This is a genomic window from Rhizobium grahamii (genome assembly GCF_009498215.1).
Taxonomy (GTDB): Bacteria; Pseudomonadota; Alphaproteobacteria; order Rhizobiales; family Rhizobiaceae; genus Rhizobium; species Rhizobium grahamii_A.
In genome coordinates, this window is record NZ_CP043498.1 from 211,077 (window position 1) to 233,191 (window position 22,115).

Annotated in this window: 25 protein-coding genes; 11 read left to right on the forward strand and 14 right to left on the reverse strand. The window is 61.5% G+C overall.

Translation table 11 applies throughout. The features are described from left to right. Positions 1–160 precede the first annotated feature (160 nt). Complete coding sequence (locus FZ934_RS01045) at positions 161–460, forward strand: DUF1127 domain-containing protein (protein ID WP_153269543.1); 300 nt, start codon at positions 161–163, stop codon at positions 458–460. 84 nt (positions 461–544) lie between these two features. Here the strand turns inward: FZ934_RS01045 and FZ934_RS01050 are convergent, their stop codons facing one another. The 5 genes from FZ934_RS01050 to FZ934_RS01070 form a co-directional block, all read right to left on the reverse strand. After that, positions 545–1,402, reverse strand: a complete 858-nt coding sequence (locus FZ934_RS01050; RefSeq protein ID WP_153269544.1) for a DUF937 domain-containing protein — start codon at positions 1,400–1,402, stop codon at positions 545–547. Between the two features lie 129 nt (positions 1,403–1,531). Next, positions 1,532–2,905, reverse strand: coding sequence for a glutamate--cysteine ligase (locus FZ934_RS01055; RefSeq protein ID WP_153269545.1), 1,374 nt, complete (start codon positions 2,903–2,905; stop codon positions 1,532–1,534). 144 nt (positions 2,906–3,049) lie between these two features. Continuing rightward, positions 3,050–3,787, reverse strand: a complete 738-nt coding sequence (locus FZ934_RS01060; protein WP_153269546.1) for a 16S rRNA (uracil(1498)-N(3))-methyltransferase — start codon at positions 3,785–3,787, stop codon at positions 3,050–3,052. A gap of 14 nt (positions 3,788–3,801) precedes the next feature. Beyond that, positions 3,802–5,301, reverse strand: coding sequence for an inorganic phosphate transporter (locus FZ934_RS01065; protein ID WP_153269547.1), 1,500 nt, complete (start codon positions 5,299–5,301; stop codon positions 3,802–3,804). A gap of 64 nt (positions 5,302–5,365) precedes the next feature. Then, complete coding sequence (locus tag FZ934_RS01070; RefSeq protein WP_153269548.1) at positions 5,366–5,878, reverse strand: NUDIX hydrolase; 513 nt, start codon at positions 5,876–5,878, stop codon at positions 5,366–5,368. A 404-nt stretch (positions 5,879–6,282) separates the two neighbouring features. Here FZ934_RS01070 and FZ934_RS01075 point away from each other — a divergent pair, with 404 nt between their 5' ends. Beyond that, positions 6,283–7,440: an adenosylhomocysteinase gene (locus FZ934_RS01075; RefSeq protein WP_153269549.1), complete on the forward strand. Its 1,158-nt coding sequence runs from the start codon at positions 6,283–6,285 to the stop codon at positions 7,438–7,440. Positions 7,441–7,453: 13 nt separating this feature from the next. Here the strand turns inward: FZ934_RS01075 and FZ934_RS01080 are convergent, their stop codons facing one another. After that, the gene (locus tag FZ934_RS01080) at positions 7,454–8,452 is read right to left on the reverse strand and encodes a zinc-dependent alcohol dehydrogenase family protein (RefSeq protein ID WP_153269550.1); all 999 of its coding nucleotides are present in this window, start codon (positions 8,450–8,452) and stop codon (positions 7,454–7,456) included. Positions 8,453–8,555: 103 nt separating this feature from the next. Between FZ934_RS01080 and FZ934_RS01085 the strand changes: the two genes are divergently transcribed. Continuing rightward, complete coding sequence (locus FZ934_RS01085; protein WP_153272329.1) at positions 8,556–9,407, forward strand: LysR family transcriptional regulator; 852 nt, start codon at positions 8,556–8,558, stop codon at positions 9,405–9,407. Positions 9,408–9,420: 13 nt separating this feature from the next. Here FZ934_RS01085 and FZ934_RS01090 read toward each other — a convergent pair whose 3' ends face one another. Continuing rightward, entirely contained in the window at positions 9,421–10,317 is an 897-nt protein-coding gene (locus FZ934_RS01090; RefSeq protein WP_153269551.1) for a LysR family transcriptional regulator, read from the reverse strand. 134 nt (positions 10,318–10,451) lie between these two features. Here FZ934_RS01090 and FZ934_RS01095 point away from each other — a divergent pair, with 134 nt between their 5' ends. Genes FZ934_RS01095 through FZ934_RS01110 form a run of 4 tightly spaced genes read left to right on the forward strand, consistent with a single transcriptional unit; the run spans position 10,452 to position 14,881 of the window. Next, positions 10,452–11,891, forward strand: coding sequence for an FAD-linked oxidase C-terminal domain-containing protein (locus tag FZ934_RS01095; RefSeq protein WP_153269552.1), 1,440 nt, complete (start codon positions 10,452–10,454; stop codon positions 11,889–11,891). Next, positions 11,888–13,093, forward strand: coding sequence for an FAD-binding protein (locus FZ934_RS01100; protein ID WP_153269553.1), 1,206 nt, complete (start codon positions 11,888–11,890; stop codon positions 13,091–13,093). The genes FZ934_RS01095 and FZ934_RS01100 overlap by 4 nt, the downstream gene beginning before the upstream one ends. Positions 13,094–13,096: 3 nt before the next feature. Next, the gene (glcF, locus tag FZ934_RS01105; RefSeq protein ID WP_153269554.1) at positions 13,097–14,410 is read left to right on the forward strand and encodes a glycolate oxidase subunit GlcF; all 1,314 of its coding nucleotides are present in this window, start codon (positions 13,097–13,099) and stop codon (positions 14,408–14,410) included. 33 nt (positions 14,411–14,443) lie between these two features. Then, on the forward strand, positions 14,444–14,881 hold the full coding sequence (locus FZ934_RS01110; protein ID WP_153269555.1) for a hypothetical protein: 438 nt from the start codon (positions 14,444–14,446) through the stop codon (positions 14,879–14,881). 34 nt (positions 14,882–14,915) lie between these two features. Here the strand turns inward: FZ934_RS01110 and FZ934_RS01115 are convergent, their stop codons facing one another. Next, positions 14,916–15,596, reverse strand: coding sequence for a L,D-transpeptidase (locus tag FZ934_RS01115; protein WP_153269556.1), 681 nt, complete (start codon positions 15,594–15,596; stop codon positions 14,916–14,918). Positions 15,597–15,734: 138 nt separating this feature from the next. Then, positions 15,735–16,481 (reverse strand): L,D-transpeptidase, encoded by a 747-nt coding sequence (locus FZ934_RS01120; RefSeq protein WP_153269557.1) that lies wholly within the window; start codon positions 16,479–16,481, stop codon positions 15,735–15,737. A gap of 211 nt (positions 16,482–16,692) precedes the next feature. Between FZ934_RS01120 and FZ934_RS01125 the strand changes: the two genes are divergently transcribed. Together FZ934_RS01125 and FZ934_RS01130 are read left to right on the forward strand one after the other, a co-directional pair. Further along, positions 16,693–17,322, forward strand: a complete 630-nt coding sequence (locus tag FZ934_RS01125) for a DNA-3-methyladenine glycosylase I (protein ID WP_153269558.1) — start codon at positions 16,693–16,695, stop codon at positions 17,320–17,322. Then, positions 17,319–17,810 carry a hypothetical protein gene (locus tag FZ934_RS01130; protein WP_153269559.1) on the forward strand — a complete coding sequence of 164 codons (492 nt, stop codon included), beginning with the start codon at positions 17,319–17,321 and terminating at the stop codon, positions 17,808–17,810. The genes FZ934_RS01125 and FZ934_RS01130 overlap by 4 nt, the downstream gene beginning before the upstream one ends. Here FZ934_RS01130 and FZ934_RS01135 read toward each other — a convergent pair whose 3' ends face one another. After that, a complete protein-coding gene (locus tag FZ934_RS01135; RefSeq protein ID WP_153269560.1) occupies positions 17,811–18,515 on the reverse strand; it encodes an HAD family hydrolase in 705 nt (234 codons plus the stop codon). A gap of 239 nt (positions 18,516–18,754) precedes the next feature. Here FZ934_RS01135 and FZ934_RS01140 point away from each other — a divergent pair, with 239 nt between their 5' ends. Further along, a complete protein-coding gene (locus FZ934_RS01140) occupies positions 18,755–19,777 on the forward strand; it encodes an aldo/keto reductase (RefSeq protein WP_153269561.1) in 1,023 nt (340 codons plus the stop codon). Between the two features lie 43 nt (positions 19,778–19,820). On the opposite strand, the gene copM is transcribed toward FZ934_RS01140, so the two are convergent. Further along, positions 19,821–20,180 (reverse strand): CopM family metallochaperone, encoded by a 360-nt coding sequence (copM, locus tag FZ934_RS01145; RefSeq protein WP_153269562.1) that lies wholly within the window; start codon positions 20,178–20,180, stop codon positions 19,821–19,823. Between the two features lie 166 nt (positions 20,181–20,346). On the opposite strand from copM, the gene FZ934_RS28505 reads away from it, so the two are divergent. Continuing rightward, positions 20,347–20,493: a hypothetical protein gene (locus tag FZ934_RS28505; RefSeq protein WP_203437282.1), complete on the forward strand. Its 147-nt coding sequence runs from the start codon at positions 20,347–20,349 to the stop codon at positions 20,491–20,493. Positions 20,494–20,678: 185 nt separating this feature from the next. Here FZ934_RS28505 and FZ934_RS01155 read toward each other — a convergent pair whose 3' ends face one another. The 3 genes from FZ934_RS01155 to FZ934_RS01165 form a co-directional block, all read right to left on the reverse strand. Continuing rightward, positions 20,679–20,993, reverse strand: a complete 315-nt coding sequence (locus tag FZ934_RS01155; protein WP_153269564.1) for a BrnA antitoxin family protein — start codon at positions 20,991–20,993, stop codon at positions 20,679–20,681. After that, complete coding sequence (locus tag FZ934_RS01160; RefSeq protein WP_153269565.1) at positions 20,974–21,237, reverse strand: BrnT family toxin; 264 nt, start codon at positions 21,235–21,237, stop codon at positions 20,974–20,976. Before FZ934_RS01160 ends, FZ934_RS01155 begins: the two co-directional genes overlap by 20 nt. 65 nt (positions 21,238–21,302) lie before the next feature. Then, on the reverse strand, positions 21,303–22,058 hold the full coding sequence (locus tag FZ934_RS01165) for a hypothetical protein (RefSeq protein ID WP_153269566.1): 756 nt from the start codon (positions 22,056–22,058) through the stop codon (positions 21,303–21,305). Between the last annotated feature and the right edge of the window lie 57 nt (positions 22,059–22,115).

The following is a 22,115-nucleotide window of genomic DNA, read 5'->3' on the forward strand; positions in this document are numbered from 1 at the left end:
TTCGTTGGACTGATCAATAGGGGTTTGGCATCTTCGGGCTGCAAATCAGGCATGTATGGACAGACGCCCTGCCTGTCCGCTTCAGAAATTCAACCTTCCTCCTTTCCGCTCGACCTCGCGGGAGGGGCGGATTGTTGCGCGCTTAACGAAAGGAAACCCTATGCGCACGACAGACCGGATACTGGAACTCGACTGCACCCAGACGACGACGACGTCTTCCCAGCGTCTCGTGAACGTCTATGCATGGCTGGCATCCGTTGTGCGCGCTTTCCGCAACCGCATGGATATCAACCGGCTGCATGATCTCGACGACAATCAACTGAAGGACATCGGACTTTCGCGCGCCGATCTGACGTCGGCGTTCCTTGCCTCGACCTTCTTTCAAGATCCGTCCGACGATCTCTCCCGTGTTGCCCGCAACCGCGGCCGCAACGCACTTCTACGAACCAACGACGAGTAGGTTCCGCGAGTTTTCCCCGCAGGGTGATAGCCAATAACCCTGCCTCTTGCCCGGTGATCGGCCTCCCAGCCGTCTCCGGTTTTTTTATGCCTTCGGGGCCGGCGAGGAAGGCTTCGGCATATAGCTCTCGAAGATCGCTTCCATGTTCTTCTGGTAGCTCTTCTGCACCTCGAGCCCGCTGTCGAACATGGTGCTCAGCATGTTGACGTAGCTCTCTGTGGCTGCCGTTCCCTCGTCCTTGGGTTCGGTCTGTTTTTCGGGGGCGGGCTTGCCGACGTTGCCCATCATTTCCTGAAATGCCTTGGCGAACGGATTGTCCAGAAATGGATTGACCGGCGCGTTTTCCCGCTCGGGCTTCGGCACGCTGAACATCAGCTGCATCGCCTGGGTAAAGGGATTGTCGAAGATGCTCGGCTCAGGCGCCGCCTTTGCCTTCGGCGCAAAGCCGGTGCTCTCCAGCCATCGCTGGATTGTCTCGCCCATCGCCGTGTTGACGAACGGATTGACCGGCGCCGACATCTGGCCCATCGACTGCTTGAACAGGCCTCCCATCAGCGTGTCGGCAATGACAGGCAGCATCTGCTTGTAAATTTCCTGGCCGATGCCGGTCATCTGCGCAGCCTGCGCGGCAACAGCACGTGAAACCTCTTTCGAGCCGAAGAGTTGCGCCAGGATATTGTTGCCGTCGGAAATGCCCTGAGGTGTAAAGGCCTTGCTCATGTCCTCGAAATACTTGGCGTAGTTTCCGGAACCGACCGACTGCATCAGGCCCATGAAGTCATAGGGATTGTTGCTGTTGCGCTTGAGCCCTGCGGAAAACGCCGGCATCAGGGCTGCCATCGCCTTGGTGGCCTGCTCCTGCGCGAGGTTGAATTGCTTGGAAACCGCGTCCATTGCAGCGCCGTTCTGTGCCTGCATCATCATGTCGAAGAGTGGCAGCATGGAAAATCCCCCGGTTTGCGACGCATGATTGCGTCACTATAGCCGGAAAAAGGAATGCGCAAACGGCTTTTTATTGAAGGCTTTAAGCAGCCAGCGCCGGAAACCCGGCGCTGCTCCTCGGCAGTTCCTCTAGTACTGGTATTCCGTGAAGACAGGCTCGACGGAACCGTTCCAGCGACCGCTGTAGAGGGCAACGAGATCCTCAGCGAGCGTGGCGCGCTTGGCCAGCACTTCGTCGAGCGGACCTAGGAAGATCGTCTCGTCCTGGCCTTCCTGATTAAGCTTGCCGCGTGCCTTCAGCCCAGCCTTAGAGACAGCCATGACTTCGCGGGCGGTGTCATAGAGTTCGTGGCCGCGGAACCGGGCTCGCAGACCCTGGGCAGGAACCGCGTTTCGTAGCGCGTTCACTTCGTCGAAGGTCCAGTCCTTGGTCAGCATGTCGGCAGCCTCGAGCGCTGCGTCGTCATAGAGGAGGCCGACCCAGAAGGCCGGCAGCGCACAGATGCGCCGCCATGGTCCGCCATCGGCGCCGCGCATTTCCAGGAACCGCTTCAGCCGGACATCGGGGAACAGCGTCGACAGATGGTTGGTCCAGTCGCCCATGGTCGGCTCCCAGGCAGCGACTTCACCCTTCAGGGCGCCGTTCATGAACTGCCGGAAGGTGACATGCGTACAGTCGTGATAGCGCCCGTCACGCACGATGAAGTACATCGGAACGTCGAGCGCCCACTCGACGTAGTCGTGGAAGCCGAAGTCATCGCGGAAGGTGAAGTCGAGCAAGCCGGAGCGCTGGTTGTCCGTATCGCGCCAGATGTCGCCGCGCCAGGAAAGCAATCCGTTGAGCTTGCCTTCGGTAAATGGCGACGAGGCAAACAAGGCTGTCGCGAGCGATTGAAGCTTCATCGAGACGCGCATCTTCTTGCGCATGTCGGCTTCGGACGAGAAGTCGAGGTTCACCTGGATCGTGCATGTCCGGTACATCATGTCGAGACCCTGCGTGCCGATCTTCGGCATGTAGCGGCTCATGATGCCGTAGCGCGACTTCGGCATGACAGGGGTTTCCTGCAGCGTCCACTTCGGGCTGCCGCCAATTCCGAGAAACCGGATGCCCATCGGCTCGGCGATTTCGCGCAGCGTCGCCAGATGCGTATTCGATTCCTTGCAGGTTTCGTGAATCGATTGCAGCGGCGCGCCGGACAGTTCGAACTGACCGCCGGGCTCGATCGAGATGGCGCCCATGCCGTTCGGTGCGCCAAGGCCGATGATGTTGCCGTCGTCGACGATCGGATCCCATCCGCTCTTCTGCTGCAGGCCCCTCAACAGGCCGGAAATGCTGTTTTCGCCGAAATAAGGAACAGGCGTGTTGTCTGCCCGGAAAAAGGCAAACTTCTCGTGCTCGGTGCCGATCCGAAATGCCTCTTCTGGCTTGTTGCCGGCAGCAAGATAATCGGTCAGCTCCTGAACCGAAGAGAGCGGCGTCTGGTCGGTGGTATCGCGAGCCATTCAAAGTACCTGTATCGGAAGGCGCCCGGAATTGGGCGGATAGGGAAGGGTGATTAGGGCCCGTCCCACGTATGTTGCAAGTGAAATTGTTTCAACGGTTCTTCAAAAATTTAGTAGCCGCTTTTGCTCGGAATATCACGGCCCTCAGTTCCAGTCGCCGACTGACGCCTGAATGACGGCGAGTGCTGCAACCGCAGCGGTATCCGCACGCAGGATTCGCGGCCCGAGAGGGATTGCGGTCACGAAGTCCAGGCTGCGAAGCCGCGCACGCTCCTCTTCCGAAAAGCCGCCCTCGGGCCCAACGAGCAATGCCAGCTTGCGCTCGGACACCTTGGCGAGAAGCGGCAGCGGATTCTGCCCGGCATCGCCTTCGTCGCAATAGATGATGCGCCGCTCACGCGGCCACGTGTCGAGGAGATCGAAGAGCCGGACAGGGGCGGCAACGTCGGGGATGCCGAGGATCCCGCATTGTTCGGCGGCCTCGATGACGTTGGCTTTCAGCTTGTCGAGGCTGGTGATCTTGCCCTGAACATGCTGCGTCATCACAGGCTGCAGAACGCCGGCGCCCATTTCGACCGCCTTCTGGACAAGATAATCGAGGCGGCCGACCTTCAGCGGCGCAAAGAGATAATGCAGGTCTGAAGGCGCAGGCTGCGGCCGTGTCTGTTCCTCCGGCACAAGCACGATGCGCTTGCGCGTCGGAAACGCAACGCGGGCTTTCCACTCGCCGTCCCGCCCGTTGAAGACGAGAAGCTCGGCGCCATCGGCCATGCGCAGAACATTGGCCAGATAGTTGTACTGGTCGGCGCTGACTTCCACGCCGTTGCCGAGCGACAGAGGTGCGTCAACGAAGAGCCGCTGCATCCGAAAATTGGCGCGCATAAAGAATATCCCGCTTAGACGAAGAGGAAGACCATAAGCCAGTAAAGCACCGCCGCAAGCGCACCGGATGCCGGCACGGTGATAACCCAGGCCGCGATGATCGTCATGAAATGCGAGCGGCGGACCAGATAGCGGCGACGGACCTCGTGGGTATTCGGGTCCTCGGGCTCGTCGATCACCCAGACCTCCGCTCGCCGTTTGAGATAGGCGAGCCGCTGCTTGGAGTGACGCGTGTACCATTCGCGGAAGAAGCCGACGCCGAAGACCGAGCCGACAGCGATATGCGTGGTACTGACGGGGAGGCCGAGCCACGACGCGACGATAACCGTGAACGCGGTCGACGATGCGACGCAGTAGGCGCGCATCGGATTGAGCTTGGTGATCTGTTCACCGACCAGGCGGATCAGGCGTGGGCCGAACAGCAATAGACCGACCGAGATGCCGAAGGCGCCGATGAGCATGACCCAGAGCGGCGGCGCCACGCTCTCGCCGAGAGGATGCCCGATAGAGACGCGCACGATCGCCGATAGCGGCCCGACGGCGTTGGAAACGTCGTTTGCGCCATGGGCGAAGGAAAGCAGGGCCGCCGATCCGATCAGAGGCAGCCGGAAGAGAACCCGAAGCGAACTGTTGCGGTTCTCGAGTCCTTCCGCCTGCCTGCGCACAAACGGGGCGACGACAAGCCAGCCAAGCACTCCGGCCGCCAAACCCAACAGGACGATGGTCAGTGACGAGAAGCTATGGGCGGTCTCGAGCTGAAGGACCATGTAGCTCGTAAAACCGCCGATCATCATCGCGATCAGCACGGGCACCCAGCGCTTTGCGGCCGAGATCTTGTCCTCGCGGTAGATGATGAAGGTCTTCACCAGGTAGAGCAGGCCTGCTGCGATCACGCCGCCGATCAACGGCGAGGTGATCCAGCTTGAGGTGATTTCCGCCATGACACGCCAGTTGACGGGCTCCGGACCGACAGCGCCGATGCCGGCGCCGATAACCGCGCCTACGATGGAGTGCGTGGTCGAGACTGGCGCATTCATCCAGGTCGCGAGGTTGATCCACAATGCGGCGGCCATCAGCGCCGCCATCATGATCCAGCCGAGCGTGCCGGCCGGAATCTGGACCGCATCGACAATGCTCGACGAGATCGTCTTCACGACCTCGCCACCTGATATCGTCGCACCCAGGATCTCGAAGATGGCGGCGATGATAAGCGCTTGGCCCATCGTGATGGCGCGGGCGCCAACAGCAGCGCCGACGTTGTTGGTCACGTCGTTCGCGCCAATGTTCATGGCCATGTACGCGGCAAGCGCGGCGGCTGCGATGACCAGCCCGGCGCCAGGACGATCAAGAACGTAGACGCCCGCAAACAGCATGGCGAGGCCAAGGAACACCATGCCGATACCGGGGGCGATCAGCTTGCGCGAGACGTATTTCGACGCATCCTCGACATGCGTAAGCTTGTCGAGATCCTTGTCGAGCGTTCGTTTCCTGAGGACTGTTGGACGGTCCGCCATGCTGTTCCCTGTTGTTGAACGCTGCTTTAACGCTGCCGAGTCCGGCAGCGCAAGATGGTGGCGTTCATTCCGCGGGAATTTGCTCCGGCATGGACTGTGTCAGCCTGTCGGCCATGCGCCGCTTGAACAGCAGGAACAAGGCGCTGAGTTCAGACTCCTGCACGCGCTTCGCCGCTTCCTCGCAGGACACCCATTCGGTGCGGCGCTCGCCCTTCTCCTTGAAGTTCTTCGCCAGCGTCGAAACCTCGAGCACGTACACCTGAACCTTGCAGGTCACCTTGAGACCGTTCTTGAGAACCTTTGGATAGTGATAGCAGCCGATTGTTTCGCTCTCGACCGTGCCGCGGACGCCGGCTTCCTCGTAGGCTTCGCGGGCGGCCACCTCGTAGGAGGTCTTACCGTCCATCGGCCAGCCCTTCGGGATCACCCAGCGGCCGGTGTCACGGCTCGTCAGCAGCAGGACCTCCAGCGAACCGGACTTTTTGCTTACCCGGTAACAAAGCGCGGCATATTGCTGGCGCGGGGGGCGCCGGAACATGAGCTGCACATCGGAGGCCAGGCGGGTAAGAAGAGTCAATGGTCGGGTCACCTTTACGGTTTGCTGTGTTTATCGTCCTGTCAGTATCTTGCAGGAAGCTTGCGCGATCCCTGTTTATTGCTTTGCTTTCGCGGGAGGCTTCAAACATACCAATAAATGGTTTCGTTTTGATTTCGGTTTAAGGAAACCGTCATCGAATAGTCTGATTCCGTCGCATGCACAGGAACTAATATGTTCCTTTGCCTTGTCGCAATCAATCGCGCTTTTTGATGATGCACCGATATCTGAATACTGTGGTGATTCTACGGCTTATCCGCCCAAAAAAGGTTGCCGGCTAATGTTGGTGGCCGGATTGGGGACGCTTTTTCTGTCGAGAAACGGAAATGTCCGTGCCTTTCAAACGCCGATCCGTTTAACAATGGCCGACCGCGAAAGGAACGACCATGGAAAGACAGGCAACTCGCATCGACTGGATCGGCGGCAGCTGCCGTCTGCTCAACGCTACGGCGACCGAATTTCGTGAAACGCAACCTTTCGAAGGGCTGACGATCGGAACCGGCATCCATCTTGAGCCGAAGACGGTGGCACTTCTGATGACGCTGAAGGCCGGGGGTGCGCGTCTCGTCTGCACCGGCAACCTCAACAGTACGCAGCCGGCAACCGTTGATTTCCTCCGCGCCGAGGGCCTCACCGTTTTCGCCACGCAGACGACGGACGCCGAGGCCCATCACCAAAGCCTGGAGGCAGTGATTGCCGAAAAGCCGGATCTGCTGCTCGACAATGGCGGCGATCTCTTCGCCATCGCCGCGGAGCGTCCCTATCCGGAGCTGCTCGGCGGCACCGAGGAGACGACATCCGGCCGCACCCGGCTGATGCCGCTGCGCGACAAGCTCAGCATGCCGATCCTTGTCATCAACGACAGCCCGATCAAGCAGTTTGCGGAGAACAGGCACGCCGTCGGCCAGAGCCTGTTCGAGAGCTATATGCGCTTCACCAACCGCTCCACCAACGGCAAGCGCGTGACGGTCTTCGGCTACGGCGCCTGCGGCAAGGGCACCGCCGCCTGCTTCCGGAACGCCTACTCGCAGGTCAGCGTTGTCGATATCGACCCCGTGACGTTGCTGGAAGCCCATCTCGACGGGTTTCTGACGCCGCTGTGGGAACAGGCCATCAGCTCTGCCGACGTACTGGTCACAGTGACCGGTCACCCCGATATCGTCACCGCCAAGGATCTGCCGCTGTTGAAAGATGGCGTCATCCTGATGAATGGCGGGCACTTCCCGACCGAGATCGACGTTGCCGCCTTCCGCAACCATCCCGACGTCGCAGGCCGTAGCGTCTACGCGGTGGATGGCATCGAAACCCTGCATCTGAAGGATGGTCGTGCGATCCATATCCTCGGCGGCGGCCACATGGCCAATCTAGCCGGCCCGCGACCACTCGGCAATTCGGTGGAATCGATGGATCTCGGCTTCACGCTTCAGGCCAGGTGCCTCGAACGTATCGCCCGGCGCGGCGCAGGTGCTGATGCCTGCGTCGTGCCGGTGCCTGCCGACATCGACGCTGCCGTCGCCAGCGCCTACCTCGATCTGGCACGGTAGAAGCCGGATCGCATCAGGCGATATCGATCACCAGCTTGCCGTTCGCCTGCTTGTTCTCGATCTGGGCATGAGCTGCGGCGATGTCCGCAAGGCCGAACCGCCGGTCATCGAGTTTAGGAACCAGCTTTCCGCTTTCGGCAAGCCTGGTCACTTCTCTCATGATCTCTCCGTGATGTTCGCGGCCTTCGCCTGTCAGCAGCGGCAGCAGCGTGAAGACACCGGAGTAGCTCGCAGCCTTGAAGGAGAGCGCCGCCAGCGCGTGCGTGCCCCAGCCGAGCGCCGTCACCACATGGCCAAATCGACCGACGGCCTGAAAAGCGTCGTCGAGTCCGGTCCCGCCTGCCGTGTCATAGACGATATCGAACCCACGGCCGCCGGTGTAGGTCGCAACATAGTCGCTCACGCTTTCCGTGGCTCGATCGATGGGCGTTCCACCGAGGCTGCGGAGAAACTCCGCCTTGCCGGCGCTGTCGACGGCATAGACCTCGGCGCCCTTCGCCTTGGCAATCTGGACCGCGATATGCCCGACACCGCCTCCGCCGCCGATGACGAGGACGCGCTGGCCGGATCTCACCTGGGCGCGGTCGACGAGACCTTCCCATGCGGTGATGGCGATCAGCGGCAGCGCAGCGGCCTCGCGCATCGAGAAATTGTGCGGCTTCGGCGCGATCAGTCGTGCGTCGACGGCGGCGAACTCTGCCAGCGAACCCTGGACGCCACCGACGCCACCGGTCATGCCATAGACCTCATCACCGCGGCGAAAGCCCGAAACACCTGGGCCGACGGCTTCGACGATGCCGGTCATGTCTATTCCGAGAACAGCGGGAAGCGGATGACGGGCGTGCGCCGCCTTGCCGGCCCGGATCTTGGTGTCGAGCGGATTGACCCCGCTTGCAGCAATCCGCACCAGCACCTGGCCCTCGCCGGCGACCGGCCGGGCAACCTCGGCAAGGCGGAAGTCTGCATTTGGGGCGTCAAGCAACGCGGCCTTCATCATAGTTTCCGTGGACATCTGGTTTTTCCTTTTCGTTGGATGGCAACAAGATGGACCGTTGAAAACGGAATGGAAATGAAAGAGATTGTCTGAAATTCATGCAAAATTGTTTGGCGGTGGGATGGAGTGGAGCGATCTGAAAGTGTTCCTGGCGATCGCCAGGTCAGGCACGCTCGGCGCGGCGGCCCGAACGCTCGGTTTGACGCAGCCGACCATGGGAAGGCGGCTGCGTGCGCTGGAGGCGTCGCTTGGGCAAACGCTCTTTCAGCGAACACCTGACGGGTTCGTCCTCACCGACGAGGGGTCGATCGTATTTTCCCGCGCCGAGCGCATGGAGGAGGAAGCGCTTTCCCTGGAACGCGAGCTCGTCGGGCAGGGACGACAGCTGAGCGGATTTCTGCGCGTCTCGTCGTCCGACTGGTTCGGGACGCATGTCCTGTCGCCGGTTCTGGCTGAGTTTTCGCAGGCCTATCCAAAGGTGGTGGTGGAGTTGCTGACTGACAGCCGCCTGCTGAGCCTGTCGCGTCGCGAGGCCGATCTCGTCTTCCGCATCGCACCGTTCTCGGAGCCGGACGTGATTTCGCGAAGGCTGTTACGCATCGAATATGGCCTCTATGTCCGAAAGGGCATCGATCACCCGGTCGCCTTCGATGGTGAGGGATCGCGTCTCGTCGTCATGGACGAAGCGTTTGAAAGCATGCCGGATGTGCAATGGCTGAAGCGCCTCCTGCCAAAGGCGGACATCGTGCTTCGCAGCAACAATCGCGATGTGCAGGCAAGCCTCTGTGCCGGCGGCGCCGGGCTTGCCGTCCTGCCGCGCCCGTTGGGCGACGCGATATCGACGATCGAGCGGGTCGATCTCGGAGAGCCACCGCCCGGCCGCGATACGTGGCTCGGCTATCACCGCGACATCAGACGGCTCGCTCGGCTGCGCGCGCTGCTCGACCTCGTCATCGAGCGGCTTGCCGGATGACGCCACCGTTCAATCATCGCTCCCAGTAGGGAGTCGGACCGTAGAGTTCTGCGAGATAGTCGATGAACAGCCGAACCTTTGCCGGCAGGAACTGGCGGCTTGGATAGACCGCCGAGAGGGTGACATTGCGGGATCCTTCGTAAGCTGGAAGCACCTGCACCAATCGCCCCTGTTTCAGCTCCTCACCGATGTCCCAGGTCGAGCGAAGGGCAATTCCGAGCCCGGCGATGACAGCCTCGCGGATGACCTCGCTGGAGTTGGTCACCAGCATTCCTTCCGGCCGCATCGAGAGCGCACCATCCGGTCCTTCGAGCCGCCAGACATCATTGTTGTGGGCGGGCAGGCAGCGATGTTGCTTCAATTCGTCGATACTCTGAGGCATGCCGTGGGTCGCGACGTAATCCGGGGACGCGCAGAGCAGCCGGCGCACCGGAGCGAGGCGCCGCGCCACGAGGCTGGAATCGGTGAGTTCAGCGATGCGGATGGCGAGGTCGAAGCCGCCGCCCACGATGTCGCTGAATTCGTCGCTGAGCACGAGGTTGATCGCCAGCTCCGGATGCTCCTCCATGAATGCCTTGAGATGCGGAGCGATGTGCATGCGTCCGAAGGATGTCGGGGCGGAAACCTTCAGCGTCCCGTGCATTTGCGCCGAGCGACCCGAAATGTAGAACTCGGCTTCCTCAAGCCCGGCGAGGATGCCGAGAACACGGTCATAGAAGCCCTGTCCGGCTTCCGTCAGCGAAATCTGCCGCGTCGTTCGCTGCAGCAGCCGTGTTCCCAACCGGTCTTCAAGCCGCTTTATGCGCTTTGAAACGACGGCCGGCGAAAAGCCCAGTGCCCGCCCGGCAAGCGACATGCTGCCTGTCGCCGCGACCTTGGCGAAGATCTCGAGATCACCCAGATTGGTCATGTTACCCTGATATTTTATTCTTTTGGCATAAGTGCTTAGCATTTGCGCCGCAATCGGGAAAGTGCTAAGCCGAAGCCCTTGCGCGCAGGGAGGATGCGCCAGGATTTCGCCGCTGCCAGGCAAGGGAGAGAGCCGTGTCGGACGCCATTTCATTTCTCGCTCCCCGTGCCGATGTGATCGCTCGCCGCAAGCAGATCGTGGCCGATCTTGCCGACCTCCTGCCGCCCGAATGCCTCGTCCACGAAGCGCGCGGGCTGGTTCCTTTCGAAACCGATGCCTTTGTGTCCTACCGGCGCGTGCCGCTGGCGGTCGCCCTGCCGCGCAGCACCGCCGAAGTGGTTGCTGTCATGAAATACTGCCATCGCTATGGCGTGCCGGTGGTTCCGCGCGGCGCCGGGACCTCGCTTTCGGGTGGCGCGATCCCGCAGGAAGATGCTGTCGTCGTCTGCGTTTCCAAGATGAACCAGATCCTCGATATCGATTTGCCGAACCGTGCCGCCGTCGTGCAGGCCGGCGTGACGAACCTGAATATCTCCGACGCCGTTGCCGCCGATGGCTTCTTCTATGCTCCCGATCCGAGCTCCCAGCTTGCCTGCACGATCGGCGGCAATATCGGCATGAACTCCGGCGGCGCGCACTGTCTGAAATACGGCGTTACGACGAACAATCTGCTCGGCGTCAGGATGGTCTTGACCGACGGCACCGTCATCGATCTCGGCGGCAAGCACCTGGATGCGGCCGGCTACGATCTGCTCGGCCTCGTCTGCGGCCATGAAGGTCAGCTTGGCATCGTCACCGAGGCGACGGTCCGGCTGATCGCGAAGCCGGAAGGCGCGCGTCCCGTGCTCTTCGGCTTCGAGACCTCGGAGGAGGCAGGCGCGTGTGTCTCCGACGTGATCGCGGCCGGCATCATCCCGGTCGCCATCGAATTCATGGACAAGCCGGCGATCGAGATCTGCGAGGCCTTTGCCGGCGCCGGCTATCCTCTGGATGTCGGCGCGCTCCTCATCGTCGAGGTCGAGGGGTCGGAAGCCGAAATGGACGACATGCTGGCGAACGTCGTCGAGATTGCGCGCAAGCATGGCGTGAAGACCGTACGCGAATGCCAGTCGGCAACCGAGGCGGCGCTGATATGGAAGGGCCGCAAGTCGGCCTTCGGCGCCACCGGCCGCATCGCCGATTACATCTGCATGGATGGCACGGTTCCCCTCAGCCAGTTGTCCTTCGTGCTGAAGCGGACGTCCGAAATCGTCGACAGCTACGGGCTTCGCGTCGCTAACGTCTTTCATGCCGGCGATGGCAACATGCACCCGCTGATCCTGTTCAATGCGAACGACCCCGAGGATGCTGCCCGCGCCGAAGCTGCGGGGATGGACATCCTGAAGCTTTGTGTTGATGCCGGCGGCTGTCTCACCGGTGAGCACGGGGTCGGGATCGAGAAGCGCGATCTCATGCGCCACCAGTTTTCCGAGGCGGATCTGGCACAGCAGATGGCGGCGCGCGCGGCTTTCGATCCGGGCTGGATACTCAACCCGTCGAAGGTCTTCCCGCTCGAGGGACGCCCCGCCGCATGATCGATCTGTTTCCTATCAGCGAAGAGGATGCTGCCGCCATCGTGCGTGAGCATGCCGCAAGCGGCCGGAGGCTCGCGATCTGTGGCGGCGACACCCGCTCCGGTTTTGGCAACGCGGTGGAGGCCGAAAGCCGCCTGCGATCCACCAACCTTGCTGGCATCGTCGCCTATAATCCGGGCGAGATGGTCATGACCGCCCGGGCGGGGACGCCTCTGGCGGAAATCGAGGACGCTCTTGCCCGCAACGGGCAGATGATGGCGTTTGAACCGATGGATCACCGGCCGGTAATGGCAACGACAGGCGAGCCGACGATCGGCGGTGTGTTTGCCGCCAATGTATCGGGCCCGCGCCGCTTCATCGCGGGTGCCGCACGCGACAGCCTTCTTGGTGTCCGCTTCATCAATGGCAAGGGCGAGGCGATCAAGGCGGGCGGCCGCGTCATGAAGAACGTCACCGGCCTTGATCTGGTCAAGCTGATGGCGGGCTCCTACGGCACCCTTGGCTTCCTCACCGAAGTCACCTTCCGCGTCCCGCCCAGGCCGAAAGACGAGGCCACCGTCGCGATCGAAGGCCTCAATGATGCCGAGGCCGCGCTTGCGATGGCAGCGGCCATGGCTCTGCCGGTCGAGGTATCCGGTGCCGCGCACCTGCCGATGACCGTGACCTGGAAGTTCCTCGACGGAACGCTGCCGGGGAGCGAGGCGACCGTTCTGCGCATCGAGGGGCTGCCCGGTTCTGTCGAAGCGAGGGCAACGAAGCTCGCCGCCGCGATGGCTGCCTTCGGCACGGTCACGCGCTTCAGCAGGGACGAGAGCGTGCAGTTGTGGCGGGAAATTCGTGATGTTCTACCCTATGCGGACGGCACGCCGCGGCCGGTATGGCGGGTCTCGACCGCGCCGAGCGTCGGGCATCAGCTCGTCGCGGCACTGCGGCTGGAGACCGGTGTCGACGCATTTTACGATTGGCAGGGTGGTCTGGTCTGGATGCGAATGGAAGCCGATGCCGAGGCTGACCTTGTCCGCCGGTTTCTGAAGGCGCTCGGCGGCGGTCATGCCGCGCTCTTGCGGGCACCGCAACGGATGCGCGCCGCGACCGCGGCATTTCAGCCGCAGCCGCAAGCGGTGGAGCTCCTGTCCGCCCGACTGAAAGAGAAGTTCGATCCCGCCGGTATCCTGAACCCGGGCAAGATGGCGGGGAGCTGAGCCATGCAGACCAATTTCACCCCCGCTCAGTTGGAAGATCCGCATGTCGCGGAGTCCGAACGCATCTTGCGCAAATGCGTGCATTGCGGCTTCTGCACGGCCACCTGTCCGACATATGTGACCCTTGGCAACGAGCTCGATAGCCCGAGAGGCCGGATCTATCTGATCAAGGACATGCTCGAGAATGATCGACCTGCCGATACCGAGGTCGTCACCCATATCGATCGCTGTCTATCCTGTCTCGCCTGCACGACGACCTGTCCTTCAGGCGTCGATTACATGCATCTGGTCGACCACGCGCGGGTCCATATCGAAAAAACCTACAAGCGCCCGTTCCTCGATCGACTGATCCGCAGTCTGCTGGCCGCTGTCTTGCCTTATCCCGCCCGGTTCCGTGCCGCCCTCAAGCTTGCCCGACTTGGCCGCCCGTTCGCCGGCGCTCTGCAAAAGAGCCCCGCGCTCAAGCCCTTTGCCGCGATGCTCGCCCTTGCACCTAGCGCGATACCCGGACCCTCCAAGCTCGAAACTTCAGGCTTGCATCAGCCAGCCGGCGAGAAACGCGGCCGCGTCGCGATCCTCACGGGTTGCGCGCAGTCCGTGCTCGATCCCGCGATCAACGAAGCCACCATCCGGCTTCTCAATCGCCTCGGCGTTGAGGTCATTGTTCCCCAGGGAGAAGTCTGTTGCGGCTCGCTCGTCCATCACATGGGTCGCGAGCAACAGGCGCTCGATAGCGCCCGCGCCAACGTAGACGTCTGGATGCGCGAGGTGGAGACCGGCGGTCTGGATGCCATCGTGATCACTGCGTCCGGCTGTGGCACCACGATCAAGGACTACGGCCATATGCTGCGGCTCGATCCTGCCTATGCGGAAAAAGCCCGGCGTGTTTCCGAACTGGCGAAAGACATAACCGAGTATCTTGCCTCACTAGATATTCCAGCCGAAATGCCGAAGGGGCTGACGGTCGCCTATCACTCCGCCTGCTCGATGCAGCACGGCCAGAAAATCACGACAGCGCCGAAGCTGTTGCTGAAGACTGCGGGCTTCACCGTGCGCGAGCCCGCGGAAGGCCATCTCTGTTGCGGGTCGGCGGGCACCTACAACATCCTGCAGTCCGATATTTCGGCCGCGTTGAAGGCGCGCAAGGTCAAGAATATCGAGGCGACCAGGCCCGATGTCATTGCGACGGGCAATATCGGCTGCATGACGCAGATCGCAACCGCGACCTCCATCCCCATCCTCCACACCGTTGAGCTTCTCGACTGGGCGCACGGCGGCGACGTACCTGAAAAATTAAGAGATATTGCGCAACGTTAGCGCAGCCGATCACCGGCGATTCAGGAGATGGAAATGCGTCGTACAATCCTTGCGCTGGCGGTCCTGCTCGGCGCTGCCCAGGCTGCTCATGCGGATAGCCGCTTCTTCTGTTCGGCCGACGACAAGGATGTGCGTTTCACGGTCGAAAGCGGCTTCGAGGCCGATGGCGGCCACAAGCTCAACCATTTCCGGGGGGCGATCATGCTGAAGAGCGCCGACGCGCCGCAGTCCCTGAAGAAGATCACGCTTGATTCCGACAGCCTGACCAATCGCTGGTCTCACGCCGGCGAGCTTCGCCTGGAAGTGCTTTACGATGGTGGGGAGAACGCCGGCGAGCAGACGATCAATCTGGTCGTCGCAGCAAGCGAACGCGGCAAGGGCGCTGCCTTCTCGGGCACCTACGAGCTGACCGCGGTTGGTGCGACCAAGCCGCTTTCCGCAAGCGGCAAGGTCAGCTGCGGTTCGAAGTAGGCGGCCGGTCGAAACCCGCCGCCTTGATCTTCTATCAGCCGCCGAAGAGCGTGCGCAGCACGTCGATGCCGCGATCGTCGAAGCTAACTTCGCCCTGCTTGTCGCCGGGGCCGACGACGATCACTTTCGTGCCGACAGGCGCACGATCGTAGAGATGCATGACATCCTGGTTCATCATGCGGATGCAGCCTGAAGACATGTTGAGGCCGATCGACCAGGGCTGGTTTGTGCCGTGGATGCGGAAGATCGTGTCCTGGCCGCCTTTGTAGAGGTACATTGCGCGTGCGCCGAGCGGGTTGTCTTCGCCGCCTTCCTGATAGGCAGGAATGATGTGGCCCTTGGCGGCTTCGCGGCGGCGCATCTCGGCCGGAGGCGTCCAGCCCGGCCATTCCGCCTTGCGGCCGATCTTCACCACGCCCGACCAGCCGAAGCCTTCGCGGCCGACACCAATGCCGTAGCGGGTCGCGCGGTTCTTGCCTTCAACGAGATAGAGAAACTTGTTGTTGGTATCGATGATGATCGTACCGGGAGCTTCGTCTGTCACCAGGCGAACGTGCTGGCGCTTGAACTGCGGCTTGACCGTCTTCGGCATCTGCGCCACGCGGACAACAGGAGCACCCGACTGCAAAGGAGCATTTGGCCGTGCGCTGGCAGTCGTGGACAGGAAAGAGAGCACAAGCCCGGCGGCCGCCAAGGCCGTCGTAATTTTCATCATATGTGATTCCCCTCAAAGCAAAAATCGGACCGAAGCTAGCCGAACTTCGATCCGATTCAAAGTGTTGCGTTTACGAGCCCCTCAATTTGCGCCCGAAGAAGCGTCTATTCTCGGCTAATCTGGCCGGATGTTTGGCCGTTACATGACGATGACACGGGTGCCGACATTTACGCGTCCGTAAAGGTCAGCCACGTCTTCGTTGCGCAGGCGGATACAGCCGGAAGACACGGCGCTGCCGATCGTCCAGGGCGCGTTGGTGCCATGGATGCGGTAGAGCGTCGAGCCGAGATACATCGCACGCGCGCCCAGCGGGTTCTCCGGGCCGCCGTCCATCCGCGCCGGGAGATAGTGGCCCTTGGCGGCTTCGCGGCTGATCATTTCCGATGGCGGCGTCCAGTCCGGCCACTCGGATTTGCGGGTGATCTTGTGCACGCCGGCCCATTCGAAGCCTGGCTTGCCGACGCCAACGCCATAGCGCCGCGCCTTGCCGCCATCCATGACGAGATAGAGGAAGCGGTTGTTGGTATCGATGACGATCGTTCCCGGTCTCTCCTTGGTCTCGTAGTTGACCATCTGCGGCAGATACTGCGGTTCGATCTGATGGCGGATGACAGGAACGCCGGGGTTGATCGCCGAAACCGGCTGGGTCAGCGCCGAGGGTACGCGACGGGTGGCGCGCGGCGCGAAAAGCCCGCGCTGCTGGTAGACGACGGGGCGCTGGTAGACGACCGGGCGTACATTTCGCCCGCCGAGCTGCATGATCCACGGCGCGGCGAGATCCGGGCTCAGCACGACGGGTGGACGAGTGGCATAACGGTCGTCGCCGAGGGCGGACGTGGCGCAAACGCCAAGCAATGCTGCTGCGAGCAGGATGGATTTCATCATCGGACGAACTCTCTACAAAAAGCCGAAAAAGCGCTGGCGGCATGTCCGCCGTCAGCAGCCATGCTGCCACCAGCCCGCAAGCGAAAGGTAAATTCGAACTCATTAAAACGTGGCGGGCAGAATAAACTTTTCGTCAGGGTTATCGTTCGGTTTGGAAACAGGGTTTCTAAGTGGTAAAGCCGGATTCGCAGTCGGAAAGCGAAGCGGAATCATGAGCGAAACAGGCATCATCATCGGTGAGGACGGCAAGGCTCGCTGCCACTGGCACGGCAACCTGCCGGATTATCTGCGCTACCACGACGAGGAGTGGGGTCGTCCTGTCACGAATGACATTCGCCTCTTCGAGAAGATCTGCCTTGAAGGATTTCAGTCGGGGCTTTCGTGGCTGACCATCCTGCGCAAGCGGGAGAATTTCCGGGCTGCCTTCGCCGGCTTCGATTTCGAGAAGGTGGCGCGTTTCGACGATCATGACATCGAGCGCTGCGTCGCCGACGCCGGGATCATCCGCCATCGCGGTAAGATCGTTTCGACCATCAACAATGCCAAGCGCGCGATCGAGCTTCGCGACGAGTTCGGCTCTCTCGCCCATTATTTCTGGAGCTTCGAGCCCGGTCACAACGACCGGCCGAAGGTGGTTGACCGCGCGACGCTCGTGGCGAACCCGACCACGCCGACCTCCGTTCTTATATCCAAGAATTTGAAGAAGCGCGGCTGGACCTTTGTCGGCCCCACCACAGTTTACGCCTTCATGCAGGCTATGGGTCTCGTCAACGATCATCTGGAAGGATGCTTTTGCCGCACCGAAGTAGAGGCGATGCGCGCCGTGTTGGTGCGACCATGAGAAAGGCATTGGCGACAGGTCTCGTCTATGCCCTGCTCGCGCTTTCGGCGCAGGCGCAGTCCCCCGAACTCCAGCCAGGCGAACGCCTCGAGAAGCTGCAGTTCCCAGCGGCTACCATGGAACTCAAGGGGTGGACCAAGTTCGGCAACAGCCGCGTCTACACGCTGCCGGTGAAAGCCGGCCAGCACGTCAAGGTGAGCTTCTCGACGAAGAGCAAGTTCGCGTTCCTGGCGATCTTCGACCTTGCTGCGCCCGACGACGAGGCGATCTTCGGCACGGACGAGGATGGCGAAACCTACAATGTGACCGTCAAGAACAACACGACCTGGCTGCTTCGGCCCTATTATTCCAAGGCATCGCCGCGCCGCGGTCTCGGAGCGCCCTACAGCATCCTCGTCGAGCCGCAGGCATCGGCGCCGCCCTCGCCAACCCCTGCGCCGGCGGATGACGGCAAACCGTCGCCGCTGTTCCCGGCGCGGCAGCCGTAGTCACTCAAGCCCGTCGATCAGCCCGCGCAGTTCGCCGAGATGCGGGATCTTGCGAAAGCGCGGCGCATCCTTCGGCTCGTCGACATGTTCGAGAACCCATGTCAGTTCATGCGGCACGAAGACGCCGTAGCTGCCGGCCGCGATAGCCGGCACGATATCGGACTTCAGCGAATTGCCGACCATCATCGCCCGCTCGGGGCCGCCCCCGATCTTCGAGAAGACGCGGCGATAGGTGACGGCCGTCTTGTCGGAGACGATTTCCACGGCATGAAAGAAATCGCCGAGGCCCGATTGCGCAAGCTTGCGTTCCTGATCGAACAGGTCACCCTTGGTGATCATCACAAGCAGGTAGTTATGGGCAAGCGCTTCCAGCGTTTCCCGCACATGCGGCAGCGTTTCGACCGGATGTGACAGGAGATCGCGGCCGGTATCGAGGATCTGGGCGATGATATCACCGGGGACCTTGCCCTCGGTGATCTCGATGGCCGTCTCGATCATCGAGAGGGTAAAGCCCTTGATGCCGAAGCCGTAGTGACGGAGATTCCGCTTCTCGGCTTCCAGCAGTCGTTCGGAAATCTTCGGGCCATCGGCAAACTCTGCCAGCAGTTCGGTGAAGTGCGTTTCGGTCAGGCGATAATATTGCTCGTTCTGCCAGAGCGTGTCGTCGGCGTCGAAGCCGATCGTTGTCAATGTGCGTGTCGTCATGGGCGCACCGTAAGGTTTCCGGAAAAAAGTTAATAGCGGGATCGCCGAGAAACAAGAGAAAGGATCACATGTCGAAAGATGGTGCGAGCCGTTGAAACAGCGCCCGTCCGCCATAAGTTTCAGGCGTCTCATCCTCCGGCATCGGCCATGGCGACCGTCGTAAGCCTATCGCCGCCAATCACCACAGGTCTGATCCGTCGCCGACGCGTTTCGGCGACCTCAAGGGAAAGTGTCCGAACATGCGCTACAATCAGCTTGGAAATACCGGCCTCTTCGTCTCGGAAATCTGCCTCGGCACCATGACGTGGGGAGCGATCGCCGATGTCGATCAGAAAGCCGCGGACCGGATCGTCGAGCGATCCCTGGCATCTGGCGTCAACTTCATCGATACGGCCGACGTCTACTCGTTCGGCGAGTCCGAAAAGCTGCTCGGGCAATCCCTGAAGAACCTCGGCGTGCCGCGCAAGGATGTCGTCATCGCCACCAAGGTTTATGGCGTCATGGGCGACAAGCCCAACGATCGCGGCGCTTCCCGCGGCCATATCATGGATTCGGTCGAGGCCAGTCTGGAGCGTTTGCAGACAGATCACATCGATCTCTACCAGATCCACGCGACCGATACCGTGACCCCGATCGACGAGACCCTTCGCGCCTTTGACGATCTCGTGTCGCGTGGGCTGGTTCGCTACATCGGCGTATCGAACTGGCAGGCCTGGCGCATCGCCAAGGCGCTCGGAGTTTCGGAGCGCCGCGGCTTTGCCCGGTTCGAAACCGTCCAGGCTTACTACTCGATCGCCGGCCGCGATCTGGAGCGCGATATCGTGCCGATGATGCAGGAAGAAAAGCTTGGCCTGATGGTCTGGTCGCCGCTTGCAGGCGGGTTGCTGTCGGGGAAATACGGACCGGGAGCGCCGGGAAACGGCGAGGGGCGCCGCGCCAGTTTCGACTTTCCGCCGGTGGACAAGGATCGCGCCTGGGCGTGCGTCGCGGTCATGCGCGAGATCGCGAAGAAGCACGATAGCAGCGTTGCGACGGTCGCTCTCGCCTACATTCTCGCCAAGCCCTTCGTCACCACTGTCATCATCGGCGCCAAGCGTGTCGAACAACTCGATCAGAACCTGGCCGCCGTTGGCCTGAAGCTGGACGGTGATGATCTGGAGAAGCTCGATGCCGTCAGTGCGCTCGCACCCGAATATCCGGGATGGATGCTGGCACGTCAGGGAGCGGGCCGCCGGCCGCAACCGTTCGAACCCAAGGCTTGATGGACGGACGCCGGCGCTCGGAAAGGGCGCCGGCGTCACGATCTTACTTTGCGTGCTTCTTCAGCCAAGCCTGCATCTCGGCGATTTCGGCCTCCTGTGCCTTGATGACACCTTCTGCGAGCTTTCGGATTTCGGGATCTTTCCCGTATTTGAGTTCAACCTTGGCCATATCGATCGCGCCCTGATGGTGGGGGATCATGCCGCGCACAAAGTCGACATCCGCGTTTCCGCTATAATCGACCATCATGTCCTTGTGCATCTTGTCGTTGGCGGCGGCAAAGGCGTGGCTCGACGGGCTGTGGTCGCCCATCGGCTTGCTCATGTCCATCTGCATGTCCTCTGCGGATGCCGGAATGGCGATGAAGGCAAGGCTTGCGGCCAGGGCAAATAGTCTCGGTGACATGGATATTCTTCCTCTGTCTGGCAATGGAATTCGAAACGCGGCGCGAGGCCGCGAATGTGGTCGAAAATCGGATTGTCAGGCGGTTCGGGGAGGCGGTGCCAGCGGTGCCGGTCGTGCACCCGGAAAGGAGCGCTCTATCGCCGGGGATGGGTAGGAGAATACTTGCTTGCCGTCCGTGCCAACAGCAACGTCAGGCGGCACGACGAGGCAGGCGGAACAGAACGGCATATGTGCCATGCCCCCGACCGGGCAAGGATCGCTCGCCGGCGAGTTGGCCGTTACCGTGCCGTCCATCTCCATGCCGGCCATGTGATGGTGTTGCCCGCTTGCCGTCATATCTGGACTGGCGGCTTGGTGCATCGACGCACACATCGGACATCCGGCCCACGCGGACATCGTCCCGTAGGCGAGCCAGGCAAAGATCATTGTCACGATGGCCAGCAAGCGCATGCGGCGAAGATAGGCAAACGTGTCGCCGCTGCCAAGATGGCCCGTGCTTTATCGAAGCTTGGCGGCCTTGCGCAGTGCCTCGTTGATCCGGCCCTGCCAACCCTTTCCGGTCGCCTTGAAAGCGTCGATCACGTCAGGATCGAGCCGCAGCGAAATCTGCCGCTTCGGTTGCTCCACCGCCGGGCGACCGCGCGAACGCCGGATGCTCTCGGCAAGTTCGGGGAAAACCTCGGCAAACGGCCGGGCGTTCTTGAAGTCTTCTTCGGTCCATTCGGGACTGTCGGAAACGTCGTCCCAATCTTCCTTGGAATAGCCGCGCCCTTCCTTGAACTCGATCTGCAGTTCAGTCTTCTTCGCTGTCATCGAGCAGTCTCCTTTCGCTCTTGCGCGCAGGGCGCATGGAGACAATGGAAATCCCTTGCGAACCCAGCACCGCAAAGATCACCGCAATCGAGCCATCGGCAAAACGACCGATCGCCATCAATCGTCCGCGCTTGGCTGGCTGCAATATGGCCCCAAGAAAAAACACCTCGTCGAGATCGGCGAAGTCAAGGCCGTGCTTGTCGAGGTTGGCCAGCCGTTTCGGCTCATCCCAAACGATCTTCATCGATACGATATCGCAAAATAAAAGTGATACAATAAATCTTTGATTGCATCACGATATCTTGCAATTCAATAGGCCGCAATCACCTGGTGGATGACTTGGTAATCCGGGCTTTCCTCGCCTGTTGGCACCACCGGCCACGTCCAGCTCGCCCGCGCGTCGGCCACCTCGACCCCATGCATGAGATCGGCCTCCTCGTGGGTTTTGCCGTTGCGGTCGATCACCGCGTACGAGACGTCGGTAACGAGGCAGCTTTTGAATGGCATACGCGACAGGCCGGACAAATGCGCAGCGATCAGCTGTTCCACTGTATCATCAGGCATCCGCGCCCGCTCGGCCTCGAACCGCCGCTGAACGCCGCGTCCGATCTGCGAGAGGAGATTGGCCGAAATCACGAAATCGAGGTAGGGCACGTTGCGCAGAAAGCCGAGCGGCTCCGGCACCTTTCCGGCGGCAAGCTCATCGTAGCCGGAGAGATCGCGTTCGATCAGCCGGACATTGCGGTAGGTCTTGCGCCGCATCTTCAGTCGCACCGTCGCGATATGCACGAGATCGATCAGCACCACGGTATCGAAGGCGGCGGCCAATTCGCGGATCGGCACGTCGCGCAGCAGCCCGGAGCCCAGCACCACGGCCGTCCGCCGCTGCTTGCAATCAGCCATCGCCGAAAGGATCGCCCGTCTGCTGTTGGCCTCGTGCTCCGCCCACGCCTTGCTGCAGCGGCCCGCACGGGACCAGAGATTGACGGAATAGCGGACGAATGGCCGATGCGATGTCTGCGTCATGGGCAGGGTCGCTGCATAAAGAAGCGCTTCTGCGATCATTCTATGGTTCTCTCGTTCGCCGTTTACACTCGTTCAATCGATTCTGTGTTCCTGATC